This window comes from Gottfriedia luciferensis (assembly GCF_002156865.1).
Taxonomy (GTDB): domain Bacteria; phylum Bacillota; class Bacilli; order Bacillales; family Bacillaceae_G; genus Gottfriedia; species Gottfriedia luciferensis.
Map to the genome: position 1 here is coordinate 1 of NZ_NCTA01000021.1, position 13398 is coordinate 13398.

The 13398-nt window shown below is 32.9% G+C and carries 14 protein-coding genes; 7 read left to right on the plus strand and 7 right to left on the minus strand.

The window, feature by feature from the left end:
• Positions 1 to 637 precede the first annotated feature (637 nt).
• Positions 638 to 1930, plus strand: a complete 1293-nt coding sequence (gene murC / locus B7R67_RS14200; protein WP_088071488.1) for a UDP-N-acetylmuramate--L-alanine ligase — start codon at positions 638 to 640, stop codon at positions 1928 to 1930.
• A gap of 125 nt (positions 1931 to 2055) precedes the next feature.
• Here the strand turns inward: murC and B7R67_RS14205 are convergent, their stop codons facing one another.
• Positions 2056 to 2823, minus strand: coding sequence for an SDR family NAD(P)-dependent oxidoreductase (locus tag B7R67_RS14205; protein ID WP_088071489.1), 768 nt, complete (start codon positions 2821 to 2823; stop codon positions 2056 to 2058).
• Positions 2824 to 2962: 139 nt separating this feature from the next.
• Between B7R67_RS14205 and B7R67_RS14210 the strand changes: the two genes are divergently transcribed.
• Positions 2963 to 3325 carry a MerR family transcriptional regulator gene (locus B7R67_RS14210; protein ID WP_088071491.1) on the plus strand — a complete coding sequence of 121 codons (363 nt, stop codon included), beginning with the start codon at positions 2963 to 2965 and terminating at the stop codon, positions 3323 to 3325.
• Positions 3326 to 3370: 45 nt separating this feature from the next.
• Here the strand turns inward: B7R67_RS14210 and B7R67_RS22515 are convergent, their stop codons facing one another.
• The 3 genes from B7R67_RS22515 to B7R67_RS14225 all read right to left on the minus strand — a co-directional run bounded on the left by B7R67_RS22515 (position 3371) and on the right by B7R67_RS14225 (position 5130).
• Positions 3371 to 3814: a WGxxGxxG family protein gene (locus B7R67_RS22515; protein ID WP_235822171.1), complete on the minus strand. Its 444-nt coding sequence runs from the start codon at positions 3812 to 3814 to the stop codon at positions 3371 to 3373.
• 70 nt (positions 3815 to 3884) lie between these two features.
• On the minus strand, positions 3885 to 4664 hold the full coding sequence (locus B7R67_RS14220; protein WP_088071493.1) for a cytochrome c oxidase assembly protein: 780 nt from the start codon (positions 4662 to 4664) through the stop codon (positions 3885 to 3887).
• Complete coding sequence (locus B7R67_RS14225) at positions 4654 to 5130, minus strand: DUF2243 domain-containing protein (RefSeq protein WP_088071495.1); 477 nt, start codon at positions 5128 to 5130, stop codon at positions 4654 to 4656. The genes B7R67_RS14220 and B7R67_RS14225 overlap by 11 nt, the downstream gene beginning before the upstream one ends.
• A gap of 157 nt (positions 5131 to 5287) precedes the next feature.
• Between B7R67_RS14225 and B7R67_RS14230 the strand changes: the two genes are divergently transcribed.
• Positions 5288 to 6520 carry an MFS transporter gene (locus tag B7R67_RS14230; RefSeq protein ID WP_088071497.1) on the plus strand — a complete coding sequence of 411 codons (1233 nt, stop codon included), beginning with the start codon at positions 5288 to 5290 and terminating at the stop codon, positions 6518 to 6520.
• A 102-nt stretch (positions 6521 to 6622) separates the two neighbouring features.
• Here the strand turns inward: B7R67_RS14230 and B7R67_RS14235 are convergent, their stop codons facing one another.
• On the minus strand, positions 6623 to 7489 hold the full coding sequence (locus B7R67_RS14235) for an MBL fold metallo-hydrolase (protein WP_407920401.1): 867 nt from the start codon (positions 7487 to 7489) through the stop codon (positions 6623 to 6625).
• A 143-nt stretch (positions 7490 to 7632) separates the two neighbouring features.
• On the opposite strand from B7R67_RS14235, the gene ku reads away from it, so the two are divergent.
• Genes ku through ligD (B7R67_RS14250) form a run of 3 tightly spaced genes read left to right on the plus strand, consistent with a single transcriptional unit; the run spans position 7633 to position 10672 of the window.
• Positions 7633 to 8463: a non-homologous end joining protein Ku gene (gene ku / locus B7R67_RS14240; protein WP_088071500.1), complete on the plus strand. Its 831-nt coding sequence runs from the start codon at positions 7633 to 7635 to the stop codon at positions 8461 to 8463.
• Between the two features lie 13 nt (positions 8464 to 8476).
• A complete protein-coding gene (gene ligD, locus B7R67_RS14245) occupies positions 8477 to 9421 on the plus strand; it encodes a non-homologous end-joining DNA ligase (protein WP_088071502.1) in 945 nt (314 codons plus the stop codon).
• Between the two features lie 12 nt (positions 9422 to 9433).
• Positions 9434 to 10672 carry a DNA ligase D gene (ligD, locus tag B7R67_RS14250; RefSeq protein WP_088071504.1) on the plus strand — a complete coding sequence of 413 codons (1239 nt, stop codon included), beginning with the start codon at positions 9434 to 9436 and terminating at the stop codon, positions 10670 to 10672.
• 41 nt (positions 10673 to 10713) lie between these two features.
• Here ligD (B7R67_RS14250) and B7R67_RS14255 read toward each other — a convergent pair whose 3' ends face one another.
• Together B7R67_RS14255 and B7R67_RS14260 are read right to left on the minus strand one after the other, a co-directional pair.
• On the minus strand, positions 10714 to 12387 hold the full coding sequence (locus tag B7R67_RS14255) for a ribonuclease J (protein WP_142289567.1): 1674 nt from the start codon (positions 12385 to 12387) through the stop codon (positions 10714 to 10716).
• A gap of 341 nt (positions 12388 to 12728) precedes the next feature.
• Positions 12729 to 12935: a hypothetical protein gene (locus B7R67_RS14260; RefSeq protein WP_088071508.1), complete on the minus strand. Its 207-nt coding sequence runs from the start codon at positions 12933 to 12935 to the stop codon at positions 12729 to 12731.
• Between the two features lie 188 nt (positions 12936 to 13123).
• Here B7R67_RS14260 and B7R67_RS14265 point away from each other — a divergent pair, with 188 nt between their 5' ends.
• On the plus strand, positions 13124 to 13369 hold the full coding sequence (locus tag B7R67_RS14265) for a hypothetical protein (RefSeq protein ID WP_088071510.1): 246 nt from the start codon (positions 13124 to 13126) through the stop codon (positions 13367 to 13369).
• Positions 13370 to 13398: the final 29 nt, after the last annotated feature.

Consider the following 13398-nt stretch of genomic DNA (forward strand, 5'->3'; position numbering starts at 1 on the left):
TTACAGGGGATAATGTTGAGTTAAATGGAGAACCACAGGCAAAAGTTGGTCGAAAACTCCGTGAAAATCCTCGCTTAGAAAAAGTAGAAATGCGTCCTAGATTATAAAAAGATTGGCTTTGTTAATGTTAATTGTTGATTTCTTACAAAACACATTTTTGAATAAGATTTTATACAATTTAAAGAGATTGATTGGAGTGGAAGGTGGGAGACTCCTATGGGAGTAGCGGGAAGGGTGAGACCCCGCAGGCTTGCCGAGGAGGCTCAGCTCACGCCCCATGGAAAGCGAGCATCCTGGAACGGAAATCATCAACATTCTTTTTTAATACAGCAAAAAGATTAAAAAAATTTAATGTCAGATTGATAGTATTTTAATGTAGGAAATGGATTGAAAGCATTTAGTTTTCCATCTATTTCCTTTATCGACTGTTTAAAATAAATAGTCCTATGAGAGTTAAAGTGTTATAATACTAATTGCATAAAAATTTAAGTTAGTTATCATTTAAACAATAACTAGACTCGGCAAAGTATCAACGCATCAAAATTATAAAATATTGATGCCATTTCTTTTATTCACACATATACTGTCTAAGAGATAGGCCGTTGTATTAGTGATCGATTTTGGAGGTTCTTTTAATATGACAGTTTACCATTTTGTAGGAATTAAAGGTACTGGAATGAGTGCTTTAGCACAAATACTACATGATTCTGGTTTGACCGTTCAGGGATCAGATTATGAAAAGCACTTTTTCACTGAAAATGAATTAAGAAAAAAAAATATTACTATTTTACCATTTGATAAAGAAAATATAAAAGAAGGCCAATTTGTAATAGCAGGTAATGCATTTCCTGATACACATGAAGAAATTGCAACTGCTATTGAAAAAGGAATTCCTATGGCACGCTATCATAAATTCTTAGGTGAATATATGAATAAATTTACTAGCGTTGCAATTACTGGAGCACATGGTAAAACATCAACGACAGGACTACTTGCTCATGTTGTTTCTGGTGCGCGTCCAACTTCTTTCCTAATTGGAGATGGAACTGGTAAAGGTGAAAAGGACAGCGAATACTTTGTATTTGAAGCTTGTGAATACCGTCGTCATTTTCTTTCTTATTTCCCAGATTATTGCATCATGACAAATATTGATTTTGATCATCCAGATTATTACAAAAGCGTAGATGATGTATTTGACGCTTTTCAACAAATGGCAGATCAAGTTAAGAAAGGTATCATTGCATGTGGAGATGACGAACATCTACAACGAATTTATGCAAAAGTACCTGTAATGTATTATGGATTTAACGAGGACAATGATTTCCAAGCTCGTAATATTGAAAAGCATACAAATGGTACAACATTTGATGTATTCGTTCGAAATACCTATTATGCGACTTTTGATATTACAGGATACGGTGATCATAGCATCTTAAATGCATTAGCTGTTATCGCGCTTTGTCACTATGAAGAAATAGATGTAGAAGTTATTAAGGAAAGATTATTATCATACGGTGGCGTTAAACGTCGTTTCAGTGAGAAAAGATTTGGAGATCAAGTACTGATTGATGATTATGCTCATCATCCAACTGAAATCCAAGCGACGATCCAAGCTGCACGTCAAAAATATCCTGAACGTGAAATCGTAGCGGTTTTCCAACCCCATACATTTACACGCACAAGTAAATTTTTAGATGAATTTGCTGGTACATTAGGAAAAGCCGATAAAGTTTACTTATGTGATATCTTTGGTTCTGCCAGAGAAGATAAAGGAACTTTAACAATTGGTGACCTTTCTTGTAAAATCGAGGGTGCAGAATTATTAACTGATGACAATATCAGCAATTTACAAAATCATAAAAATAGCGTACTAATTTTTATGGGTGCTGGAGATATCCAAAAATATCAAGCAGCATACGAAAAACTATAAAAACAACAAACCCGTTTATGAGTAATCATAGACGGGTTTTTATTTTTACATTATTCTTTCAAGAGATTATTAATGAAAACAAAGAGGAACTGAGTAATATTCAGTTCCTCTTCGATTATATTTAGTTAGTCTCTCATTCTTACTGCGTATGGAAAGATTGGATCTAATAATTCGAACTCATAAGTGATCCCATCAACTTTCCCTATAACCTTTTCGCTGTCATAAAGATCAAGCATAAAGCCAGCCATTTCTTTTGCAGTATGATACTTCGGTAGAACGCCTTCAAATTTAATATTTTCTTCTAAATCATATGAAACTCTAGCAAATTCTGTTTCAGTTGCAGCTGGAGCTAATACTTTTGCTTGCATTTTTGCCCCTTGCTCTTTTAATTCATGTGCAAGTCCCTCTGTAAAGGCACTAACATAAAATTTAGTAGCACAATAAGTGATTGCATTTCCTATAATCGTATATCCTCCACCAGATGAAACATTAATTAATTGTGTGCCTTCGACTGTTGAATAGTCACGTACATATAGTGAAGTTAGTATTGTTAATGCTTCAATATTTAAATTAAGCATGGTTTCAATTTTTGTTAAATTTTGCTCACCGACAGATGCAAAGTTACCAAAACCTGCATTATTGATCCAAGTTTCAATTTCATAATTTTTAAGCCCTTCATATAAATCATAAGCATTTTTAACGATAGATAAGTCAGCAGTTTTGATAACTACGTCTAGATCAGCATTCAGTTTAGTGATTTCTGATTTTAATTTTTCAAGTTCTTCGGTTCTACGAGCAACAATAATTAAATTTTTCCCACGTGCAGCAAATGCAAGAGCTGACTCATAACCTATTCCTGAACTAGCGCCTGTAATGACAGTATATTTTTTCATCTAAATTCCTCCTAATAATTTCGTATATCTAAAATTAAATTAATTGTGTAACGTTTACGGATTCATTATACTGTTTAGAGTAAACTCTAAGTCAAACTGTTTTTTACTTGATTATCATTGACTAAAACTGGAGGTTTTTATGTATTCGATTGGTGAAGTCGCTAAGGCTATAGGAGTAAGTACACATACGTTACGTTATTATGAAAAAGAACAAATCATTCTTCCAGATCGAAATGAACATGGAGAAAGAAAATATACTGAATCTAATTTACAGTGGTTAAAGTTTGTTTTGAAATTAAAGGAGACGCAAATGCCTATTAATAAAATTAAGGAATATGCGTTTTTGTATACAGAAGGCGAACATACGGCTTTGGCAAGATTAAATTTATTAGAAGAACATAAAAGGTCAATTGAAAATCAATTAGCGACCTTAATCGAAACAAATAAAATGTTGGATCATAAAATTAACACTTATAAGGAAGCAATCACTCAAAAAATTTAAAATAAAAACCTTATTGGAGAGTAAAGTACCAATAAGGTTTTATTTTTATTCGACTCTTTCTTTTTTTCTTAATCCAAAAAATCCTAATAATCCAAGAAGACCAAGCCAGCCATAATTCATATGATTATTATCGTTATTAGTATTTAACGTGTTAGAAACAGGTGTAGGAGTAACATTTCGTCGATAATAATTTCCATCATTTGAAGTGTTATTTACACCATTATTGTTTGGCGTTAAAAAATCATTTGATGTATTTTTTATATTATTTTTAGTTTTAATATAATCATCTTTAACTGTATTTTTTGTATTATGCATAACATGGTTTGGATCATTGAAATTATTGTTAAAATCTCTTTTGATATCTTTATTATTATGTTGATAACTTTGATCCAATTGTGTAGCGTCAGATCCAGTTGAAACTGCATTAACATTTGTTGATAGTGCAAATGTTAATGAAAGTGTACAGATTGATAAATAAACTTTTTTCATTTTAATCATCCTCCTCTTAAACATTATTTTGTACATCTAATGAAGGATTATATGTGGGAAAAAAGTCCATTTAATTAAAAGCTTTCCGTTTACAAGTAGCGGTTGCATTATACCAATTAAAACAAAGCATCGTTATTAGGATTAAATCTACAAAGTCACCTACATAGTACATTAGAACTGCTCCTTGTTGAATATCGTGAATTGTAAAATTGTCTAATTGATTAGAAAAAAGGACTTTTGCTAAAATATCATGACCAGCTATTGCAATGATCAATATGAATGATCGAAATAAATAACTGTATTTATGAGAAAGTGGTTCATTTGCAATAATGGAAATCGTAAAAATATAACCTGCAATAAATAAATGGATATGTAATAAAATGAACAATAACCTGCTCTCATGCATTAAGTTAAAAAAGTTTGTAGTATAGAGTAACCAAAGTCCTCCAATATTTAACAGTAATGCAATAAAAGGATTTGCAAAAAACTGTATTGGAGTACTTCTTAAAAGTTTTGATATACGCCTAGCATGTTGAACTTTTAAGGATTTGTATAATAGTGTAATTGGTTTTGATAAAGCGATCAGTAAAGGTGCAAGCATACCAAGTAGCAAATGCATTAACATATGGAAAACAAAAATATGATGGCTTAAGCTTGCAATTGGTCCTACAATTGAGACAAATATACAAAGCATCCCAGCGATCCAGACTATTGAACGATATGTAGGCCAAGCTTTTTGGTTATAAGTCTTTGCAGCAAATAAATAAGCAGCAGTAAAAAGTGCAATGATCAAGGAGATGATTAGTTCAACTGCTTTGAAATGATAGGGTTGAATAAAATTACCTACCATAATGGTCACTTCTTTTTCGAGTTTTAATAATTAGAGTGAGACCAACCAAAGTCAATATAATGGCTGTAATATTCCAAGTTAAATCATAAGGAAGTAAATTAACATTGTATCGGATTTGATGGAGTTTCATCACTTTATGCTGTACAGTTCCATCATAAAGTTGAAACAAACCTACTCCAAGTAATACTCCCCCTAACCATCTTCTAAAATAGAGTGACTTTATTCTTTTTAAGTGCGCAAACATAAATAATGAACAGATTGTTGCGAACCAACTAAAAGCATGAAACAGCCCATCCGAAATAAGTCCTACATTAGTAGTAGACTTGTCATAAAAGTGATGCCAATGTAGAAGCTGATGGAAAACGACCTCATCAAAAAACGCTACTAATCCAAGACCAAATAAAACGCCTGACCATAAATTTAAATTGTAATGATTAACAGTTAAGGGATTTTCTACAGTAGTCATAAGTAACTCCCTCTTTCTAAATGGTATTTTTTTCATTTTGCCCGCTATTTTACTGATCAAATCGTAATTAGTAAAAAATACAAATAAATAAAAATGACACTTTGGGAAAAATGAAGATTGTGATTGATTTTTTAGTATCTTAAATGCGGAGGGTTGTATGGATAAAAAACAAAAGCGGAGTTTATGGGCCTTATCTACTGTCCCTCTAGTAATGACTTTAGGTAATTCAATGTTGATTCCCGTATTACCAAAATTGGAACAACAATTAAATATATCTGGCATTAAAGTTTCAATGATTATTACTGTTTATTCGGTTTTTGCGATTATTCTTATCCCTATAGCGGGTTATTTATCGGATTTATTTGGAAGGAAAAAAATTATTATTCCAAGTTTAATAATTGCCGGAATTGGTGGTACGATAGCGGGTTGGGTATGTTGGAAATTAGAACATCCATATGTATGGTTGATAATTGGACGAATTATTCAGGGGATTGGATCAGCAGGGGCCATGCCGGTAGTTATTCCATGTGTAGGGGATATGTTTAAGGACGAAAAAGAGGTCAGTAAAGGATTAGGGTTAGTTGAGACATCAAATACTTTTGGAAAAGTTCTAAGCCCAATTCTTGGTTCAGCACTTGCAGCGGTTATTTGGTTTTTGCCATTTTTAACAATACCGTTACTTTGCTTGGTTTCAATTGTCTTGATTTTACTATTTGTAAAACCTCCGAAACAACAACAGAAAGCGCAGAAAAAAAAGAAAAAATTTAAATTGTTTCTCAGATCAATTCGAAAGATTTTTCGTAATAATGGTAAATGGCTCTATACAATCTTTATTTTAGGTGCCATAATCATGTTCATTCTATTTGGCATGCTTTTTTACCTATCCTCAATATTGGAAAAACGTTATCAGATTACTGGAATTTGGAAAGGTTGTGTCTTAGCAATTCCACTTGCGGCATTATCATACACTTCATATAAGACAGGTAAAAAAATTGGGGATCGAAAAAATGCAATGAAAAATTCGATCGTCATTGGATTTATCCTTATAAGCCTTTCTTTTGTAATTCCTATTTTTATGAAAGAAATTTATATGATTATTACAAGCTTATTAATCAGTGGAATTGGAATCGGATTGTCTTTACCAAGTTTAGATGCATTAATAACTGAGGGAATTGAAAAAGAGGAAAGAGGAACGATTACTTCTCTATATAGTTCTTTGCGCTTTGTAGGTGTAGCTGCTGGTCCTCCTGTCTTTGCATACTTAATGAAAAAACCAGATAATTATATGCTGTATTTATCCATCCTATTAGGGATAATTGGTCTTATTTTGTCTATCAAATACATTAAACCGAATCAAGAAACGATGACTAAACCAATTAAAGCAGGGTAGAAAAGCTAATTACAGGAATCAGTAACTTTTCTTTGAGTTTATCTCGATAAAATAAAAACTCCCTGTAGAGTAGGGAGTTTTTTACATTGCCTAAATAAAATCTTAAACAAATCGACCATAATCGGGTTTAGCAATCGAATGAAAGTTTTTAACTAGAAAATCTAATTTTTCATATATTTCATCTTCTAATAATGGATATCCGTGACCAGTTATCGCTTTTTTAGGATTTATAGCATGTAATTTTTTTACGGATTGATATGCTTCTTCCCAATTAGTCGTTAAATATCTTGGCGGACCATTTATTTCTTTTTTTTGAGTTAGCACACTGTAAATAGAATCTTGTTTAACATTAATAAAAGCGTCACCAGCAATTAATAATTGATCTTCTTCTCTAAATAAAGAAATATGTCCTGGTGTATGCCCAGGTGTATGAATCCATTGCCACTCTGGCATTTCAGGTACAGAGCCATCAGAAGGAAGAACGTGGATGAATTCAGCTAAGTTAATTCCTTCGTTTGGGAATAAAGGAGATAGCTTTGCAAGTAATCCACCTTCAACTGTACCATCTGGTTCAGGGTAATTATTTTTTCCAGTTAAATATTGTAACTCCTCTTCGTGCGCAAAAACTGGAATCTTATATTTCTGAATCAAATCAATAACAGCTCCGACATGATCAAAATGTCCATGTGTAAGAATTATTGCTTTTAATTTATGACTTTTCCCGAAACGTTTTTCAGCAATTTCGATAATTTTATCAAATGATTTTGGCATTCCGGTATCAATTAAAACCCATTCATTTGATAAATTAGGATTACCGTATAGACAAATGTTAACAATCTGAATTGTTTCATAGTATAGATCATTTGCTAAATTGAACCCATTCCCACTCGATAAAGAGGTTATAGGCATATAGTGAAATTCCTTGTTTATTTTATGTAAATCATTACTATGATTCATATGTCCCTCCACATCATTTTTTTTAGTTAAAATGCATTTTTAGTCTCCTTATTAAAGACTTTTTTATTCTTAAACAAAACAAGTGATAGCTAGTTGAATTAAACCTTTTCTTTTAACAAAAGATAATCATAAAAATTTATAAAGGTAGTGAGACAATGCATACAGTTTGGAAGGGAACAATCAGTATGGGGTTAGTTACAATCCCGGTTAAATTATTCTCCGCAGTTGAAGATAAGGATATAAAATTTCGCCAATACCATAAGGATTGTAAAACACCAATTTCATATAAAAAAGTTGCTAGTTGTGATGATGAGGTCACCCCAGAAGAAATCATAAAAGTTTTTGAAACGCCTAATGGTAGGGTTGTAGAAATTTCAGAAGAAGAAATAAATAAGCTAAAGGAAGAATTTGAACTGAAAACTGTTTCAATCATTGATTTCGTAAAGCTATCAGAAATTGATCCTGTGTATTTCGATCGAACATATTATATTGGCCCAGATTCTGGTGGAACAAAAGCATATGCATTGCTTTCAGAAATTTTGAAGAAAAGTAAGAAAATAGGTCTCGCAAAAATTACGATTCGAAGTAAACAGCGTTTATCAGCTATTCGTCCGTATAAAAACGCTATACTTCTTGAAACATTGCATTTTCCGGATGAGATTAGAGCAATCGAAAGTCTTCCTGGAGGTGTTCCTGAAAAGGCTGGATTGGCAGAGCGGGAACTACAGGCTGGAATGATGTTAGTTGAGCAGTTAACAACAACCTTTAATCCAGAAAACTATACTGATACGTATCGTACAGCCTTAGAACAATTAATTACAGACAAAATAAATAAAAATGATTTTATAGCAACTGGACAAGAGCAACCTGCCGAACAAAAAAATGTAGTTGATTTAATGTCTGCGTTACAAGCAAGTATAGATCGAACAAAAGGAAAAGCAACTCCTCCTAAAAAGCCTCGAGCGCCGAAAAAAGCTACGAGTTAATTAGGGGGCTGTGATGGAGTTTAATCCAATTTATCCTTTTGAACCAATTTCTACAAATACAGTTCCAACCGGCTCAAACTGGATCTCACAAATAAAATGGGATGGGGTAAGAATCCTTACATACTTTGATGGAAAAGAAGTAAAATTATTTAATCGTAAATTAAATGATCGTACAATGATTTTTCCTGAACTATTAAAGATCGAAACTTATACTTCTGCACAATCAATCATTCTAGATGGAGAAGTTATTGCCTTAGATCAAAGTGGCAACCCCTCGTTTCACGAAGTTATGCGTAGAGATGGACTTCGACGGTTGGAACGAATTGATTCAGCTATAGAAGCTGTACCAATCTTCTATATGATATTTGATATTCTTTATTACAATGGAGAATGGGTAACCCAATTACCGCTCCAGCAGAGACAGGAACTATTAGCGGTAGCGATTCAACAAAATCAGCAAATTCAAATCGTTCCAAGTAATGCTGATGGACAAGCATTATTTGAAGTTGCAAAACAACATGGTCTAGAAGGAATCGTATGTAAAAATCTTAATAGTAAATACTTAATTGATGGAAAGAACGATGCTTGGCAAAAAGTAAAAAATTATAAAGATATCATTGCTGTAATCGGTGGTGTCACGTATCGTGCTGGAATTGTTAATTCAATTTTAGTAGGACTTTATGACGAAGAAAATGAGCTAGTGTTTATCGGTCATGTAGGAACTGGGAAGTTAACGCGATCAGATTGGAAAGACCTTACTTTAGCAATTGAAACAATAAAAATAGAAAAAAATCCATTTTCAAGCCAACCAAAAAGAATTAAGGAAATACAATGGATACAACCACTGTTAACTGTTAAAGTTCAATTTATGGAGTGGACTGAAGGTCATTCATTAAGGCAACCAAGTATTCAAGCATTTATCGACAAAGATCCTAAAGAATGTACTCTGACAGATTAGGGGAAGCATCAAATGAATAAATACCCTTTTACTAAACGTGATAAAAATTATTCAGGCTTTTTCTTTATTTTAGGATTTCATGTAAAGCTTGATTCTTTCATAGTAGGAATTATAAAAGAAAATAATATTATACAAATTGGCTCTTTCTCTAAAGGAATTAGTGAAAACGAGAAGGGGATTTTGATTCAAGCAATCGAAGCAAATAAAAAGTCGGTAAAAAATAATGTCATTTCTGTCGAGCCTGGGATTTGCATTGAATTGGACTTTCAAGGCATAGAAAATAATCAATTAATAAATGCAAAGTTTAAGTCATTCCAATTACAGCAAGCATGGAATGCATGTACTTGGGATGGATTACTTTTGAGTAATCTTACTCTAGAGCATGAACTAACAATAACGAGTCCGGAAAAGGTAATTTGGAAAAATCCAAATGTAAATAAGGAGAATTTTGTTTCCTATTTAGCTCAAATATCTTCTTACATGCTGCCATTCCTAAAGGATCGTTTATTAACAACCATTCGTTTTCCGAATGGAATAGAAGGTGAATCATTTTTTCAAAAAAATTGTCCAGAGTATGCACCAGATTTTATAAAAACTGAGGAACAAGAGGGTAACAATTTTATTCTTTGTAATGATGTATCAACTTTACTATGGTTAGGAAATCAATTGGCTATTGAATACCATATTCCTTTTCAAACATACGGAGCTGATAATCCGATTGAAATTGTATTCGATTTGGATCCACCTAATACAGCTGCTTTTTCATTAGCTATAAAAGCAGCAGTCGAAATGAAACGAATCTTTGATTCCTTTCAAATAAAAAGTTATCCGAAAGTGTCTGGAAGTAAAGGAATTCAAATCCATATTCCGATTAAAGAAAATTCGCTGACTTATGATGATACAAGAGTTTTTACTTCTTTTATCGCACATTACTTAATTGAAAAATTTCCGGATGATTTTACAATTGAAAGATTAAAGAAAAATCGAGGAAACCGACTTTATATTGATTATGTACAGCATGCAAGAGGAAAAACCATCATATGTCCATATTCCACGAGAGGGAAGAATAAACCAACTGTTGCTACACCACTCTTCTGGGACGAGGTGAATGATGATTTAAAAATGGAAACTTATACGATACCTTTTGTTCTAAGTCGATTAGAAAATAATCCCTGCCCTATGAATGATTATTGTGATCAAGAAAACAATTCTTTAATTGAGTTAATTTCTAAAATTAAGGAAAGCAAATAAAAATAAAAACTCCCAATTATTATGTGGGAGTTTTTTGCTTTTTAAATTTCAATGATGATAGGTAAGATCATTGGTTTTCTTTTTGTTTTATTGAATAAAAATTGTCCGAGTGCTTTTTTAATATTTTGTTTCATAGCTCCCCACTGGAGCTTGTTTTCATCTAATAATTCATTTACTGAAGATGTAACGATTTGATTCACTTCCTTCAGTAAGCTCTCTGAATCACGAGCATAAACAAATCCTCTAGAAATTGTATCAGGTCCAGAAATAATTTTTCTTTCCATTTTATTGATGGTAATCACTATGACTAGCATGCCATCTTCAGCAAGCTGTTTTCGATCCCTTAATACAATGTTTCCGACATCACCTATGCCCATACCATCTACATATATATTACCTGCTGGAATTCTACGACTTTGAATGGCTTCTGATTGGAGAATGTCAACAACGTCCCCATTTTTAATAATAAATATATTTTTTCTTTCTACACCTACAGACTCTGCAAGTGAGCGATGGTGATGAAGCATACGGTATTCACCGTGTATTGGGATAAAATATTTAGGCTTCATTAAAGTTAGCATGAGTTTAAGCTCTTCCTGATAAGCATGTCCAGAAACGTGCATTCCAGTTGAACTGCCTGAACCATAAATAACATTAGCCCCAAGATTGTAAAAATTATCAATAATGCGTGAAACATTTCGTTCATTACCCGGAATTGGAGAGGCCGCGAAGATGACAGTATCACCAGGATAAACATCAACGCCCCTGAAGCTTGAACTAGCTAGTCGAGCAAGTGCAGCTAGTGGTTCACCTTGACTACCCGTACATAAAATCGTCACTGATTCAGGAGCAAAACTATCGATCTCTTGTGCATCAATCAACATACCTTCAGGAACTTTTAAATAACCTTGCTCCATCGCTACAGAAACAACATTAACCATACTTCGACCAAGTAAAGCTAACTTTCGATTTGTAATAATGGATGCATCAACTATTTGTTGCACTCGATGCACGTTAGAAGCAAATGTTGAAATAATAACCCTCTGTTTTGCCTTCATAAAAGCATCAACAATATGCTCACCAACTATTCGTTCGGATGGTGTAGTCCCTGGGCGTTCAGCGTTTGTGCTTTCCGATAAAAGTAATAAAACGCCTTTACTACCTATTTCAGCCATTTTATGAATGTCAGGATATTGATTATTAACTGGCGTTAAATCAAATTTAAAATCTCCCGTATGTACGACAGTTCCTTCTGGTGTATCAAAAACAATCCCTAAGCAATCGGGGATACTATGATTTGTTTTAAAAAAAGAAATAGAAAAATGTTCAAATTTAATAACCGAATCAGAGTCTATAAGGATTAGTTCTGTTTCTCCTAACAGCCCATGTTCTTTTAATTTAATTTCAATTAGTCCGAGAGTTAATCTTGAGGCATAAATAGGAACATTTAATTGTTTTAAGAAGTAAGGAATACCACCGATATGATCTTCATGGCCATGAGTAACAAATAATCCTTTTATTTTCTCTCGATTTTCTTGTAGATACGTAATATCTGGAATAATTAAGTCGACACCTAATAAACTTTCATCTGGAAATTTCGATCCACAATCGATTAGAATAATTTCTTTTAAATACTGGATGGCATACATATTTTTTCCAATTTCGTTTATTCCACCTAAAGCAAAAACTGATAGCATACTTTTTGTTGGACTCAATATATTATTCCTCCTAAAGCTTAGAAATTTTACGGTATATCCATTTGAATTTGGCATATTTTTCTTAGTATGTACGGATATATTGAATTCATTCAATTACTAATTAGAACAAAAAAATGAGCCGGTTTACTAACCGAGCTCATTTCAGACTGCCCGCCAAACGCTCGCTTTCTTCGTTACTTCGCCTGTCTGCGGTGCTCATTACCGTTTAGGGTAACTCCGCTCCTCGCCAGGCTTCGCGCCTCGAAAGACAAGCGTTTTCAATCAGTCTGAATATCAGATAAATAGGACTTTGTCTACACACAGAAATGAGCCGGTTTACTAACCGAGCTCATTCAAGATTACTCTTCAAAATAATTTTTAAATGGTTTTTTAGGTGTTTGCTGTTCGTTACGATAATAAGGATTATCATCAGTTGAGTCTTTAGGATCTAAATTCGTTTTAATCACTAAAGTCGGTCCAGTCGTACCATGTTCAGCGATAATGCGATCATTAAGTTCATGAAAATCAGGGAGCTTTTTATTCCCGGGTTGTAATGGTTCGGACATAGATTACCACCTCCTGACAATAGGATGATTCGATGACGAAAAATTATGTATCCAGTTTAAATTTCTTTCTAAACAAGAAACAAACACTCTAGGAAAAATATTGTTATAATTTAATTAAAAATTAATTTAAAAATAGTAGGAGAATTAATATGCGTTTTGTTGAAAAGCACGAATAAAGGAGCGTTCTTATGAAATTGTTTTTATCAATCGTTTTAGCGACCATATTAAGCTATCTTCTTCTTATGATGGGACCATTAGTTGGGGGGATTATAGCATTAGGAATTGTCCTTGGTTGTTTGTTTAGAGGACTATATTTACTAAATGAAATTAGCAAAAGGCTTTCAATTGTAGCACCAAAAACAGATAAAGTAAAAGAAGCTTATGCTAATTACCTAAAGGAAAAAGGGATTAAAAATCAAGATGAAGATATTTAATGAAGTCTTATTGAACTAGCGCATGGCGT

What these genes read in the sequence shown, in the direction of transcription:
- murC (WP_088071488.1), top strand. Translation starts at nt 638, where the DNA reads ATGACAGTTTACCATTTTGTAGGAATTAAAGGTACTGGAATGAGTGCT.
- B7R67_RS14205 (WP_088071489.1), bottom strand. Translation starts at nt 2,823, where the DNA reads ATGAAAAAATATACTGTCATTACAGGCGCTAGTTCAGGAATAGGTTAT.
- B7R67_RS14210 (WP_088071491.1), top strand. Translation starts at nt 2,963, where the DNA reads ATGTATTCGATTGGTGAAGTCGCTAAGGCTATAGGAGTAAGTACACAT.
- B7R67_RS22515 (WP_235822171.1), bottom strand. Translation starts at nt 3,814, where the DNA reads ATGAAAAAAGTTTATTTATCAATCTGTACACTTTCATTAACATTTGCA.
- B7R67_RS14220 (WP_088071493.1), bottom strand. Translation starts at nt 4,664, where the DNA reads ATGGTAGGTAATTTTATTCAACCCTATCATTTCAAAGCAGTTGAACTA.
- B7R67_RS14225 (WP_088071495.1), bottom strand. Translation starts at nt 5,130, where the DNA reads ATGACTACTGTAGAAAATCCCTTAACTGTTAATCATTACAATTTAAAT.
- B7R67_RS14230 (WP_088071497.1), top strand. Translation starts at nt 5,288, where the DNA reads ATGGATAAAAAACAAAAGCGGAGTTTATGGGCCTTATCTACTGTCCCT.
- ku (WP_088071500.1), top strand. Translation starts at nt 7,633, where the DNA reads ATGCATACAGTTTGGAAGGGAACAATCAGTATGGGGTTAGTTACAATC.
- ligD (WP_088071502.1), top strand. Translation starts at nt 8,477, where the DNA reads ATGGAGTTTAATCCAATTTATCCTTTTGAACCAATTTCTACAAATACA.
- ligD (WP_088071504.1), top strand. Translation starts at nt 9,434, where the DNA reads ATGAATAAATACCCTTTTACTAAACGTGATAAAAATTATTCAGGCTTT.
- B7R67_RS14260 (WP_088071508.1), bottom strand. Translation starts at nt 12,935, where the DNA reads ATGTCCGAACCATTACAACCCGGGAATAAAAAGCTCCCTGATTTTCAT.
- B7R67_RS14265 (WP_088071510.1), top strand. Translation starts at nt 13,124, where the DNA reads ATGAAATTGTTTTTATCAATCGTTTTAGCGACCATATTAAGCTATCTT.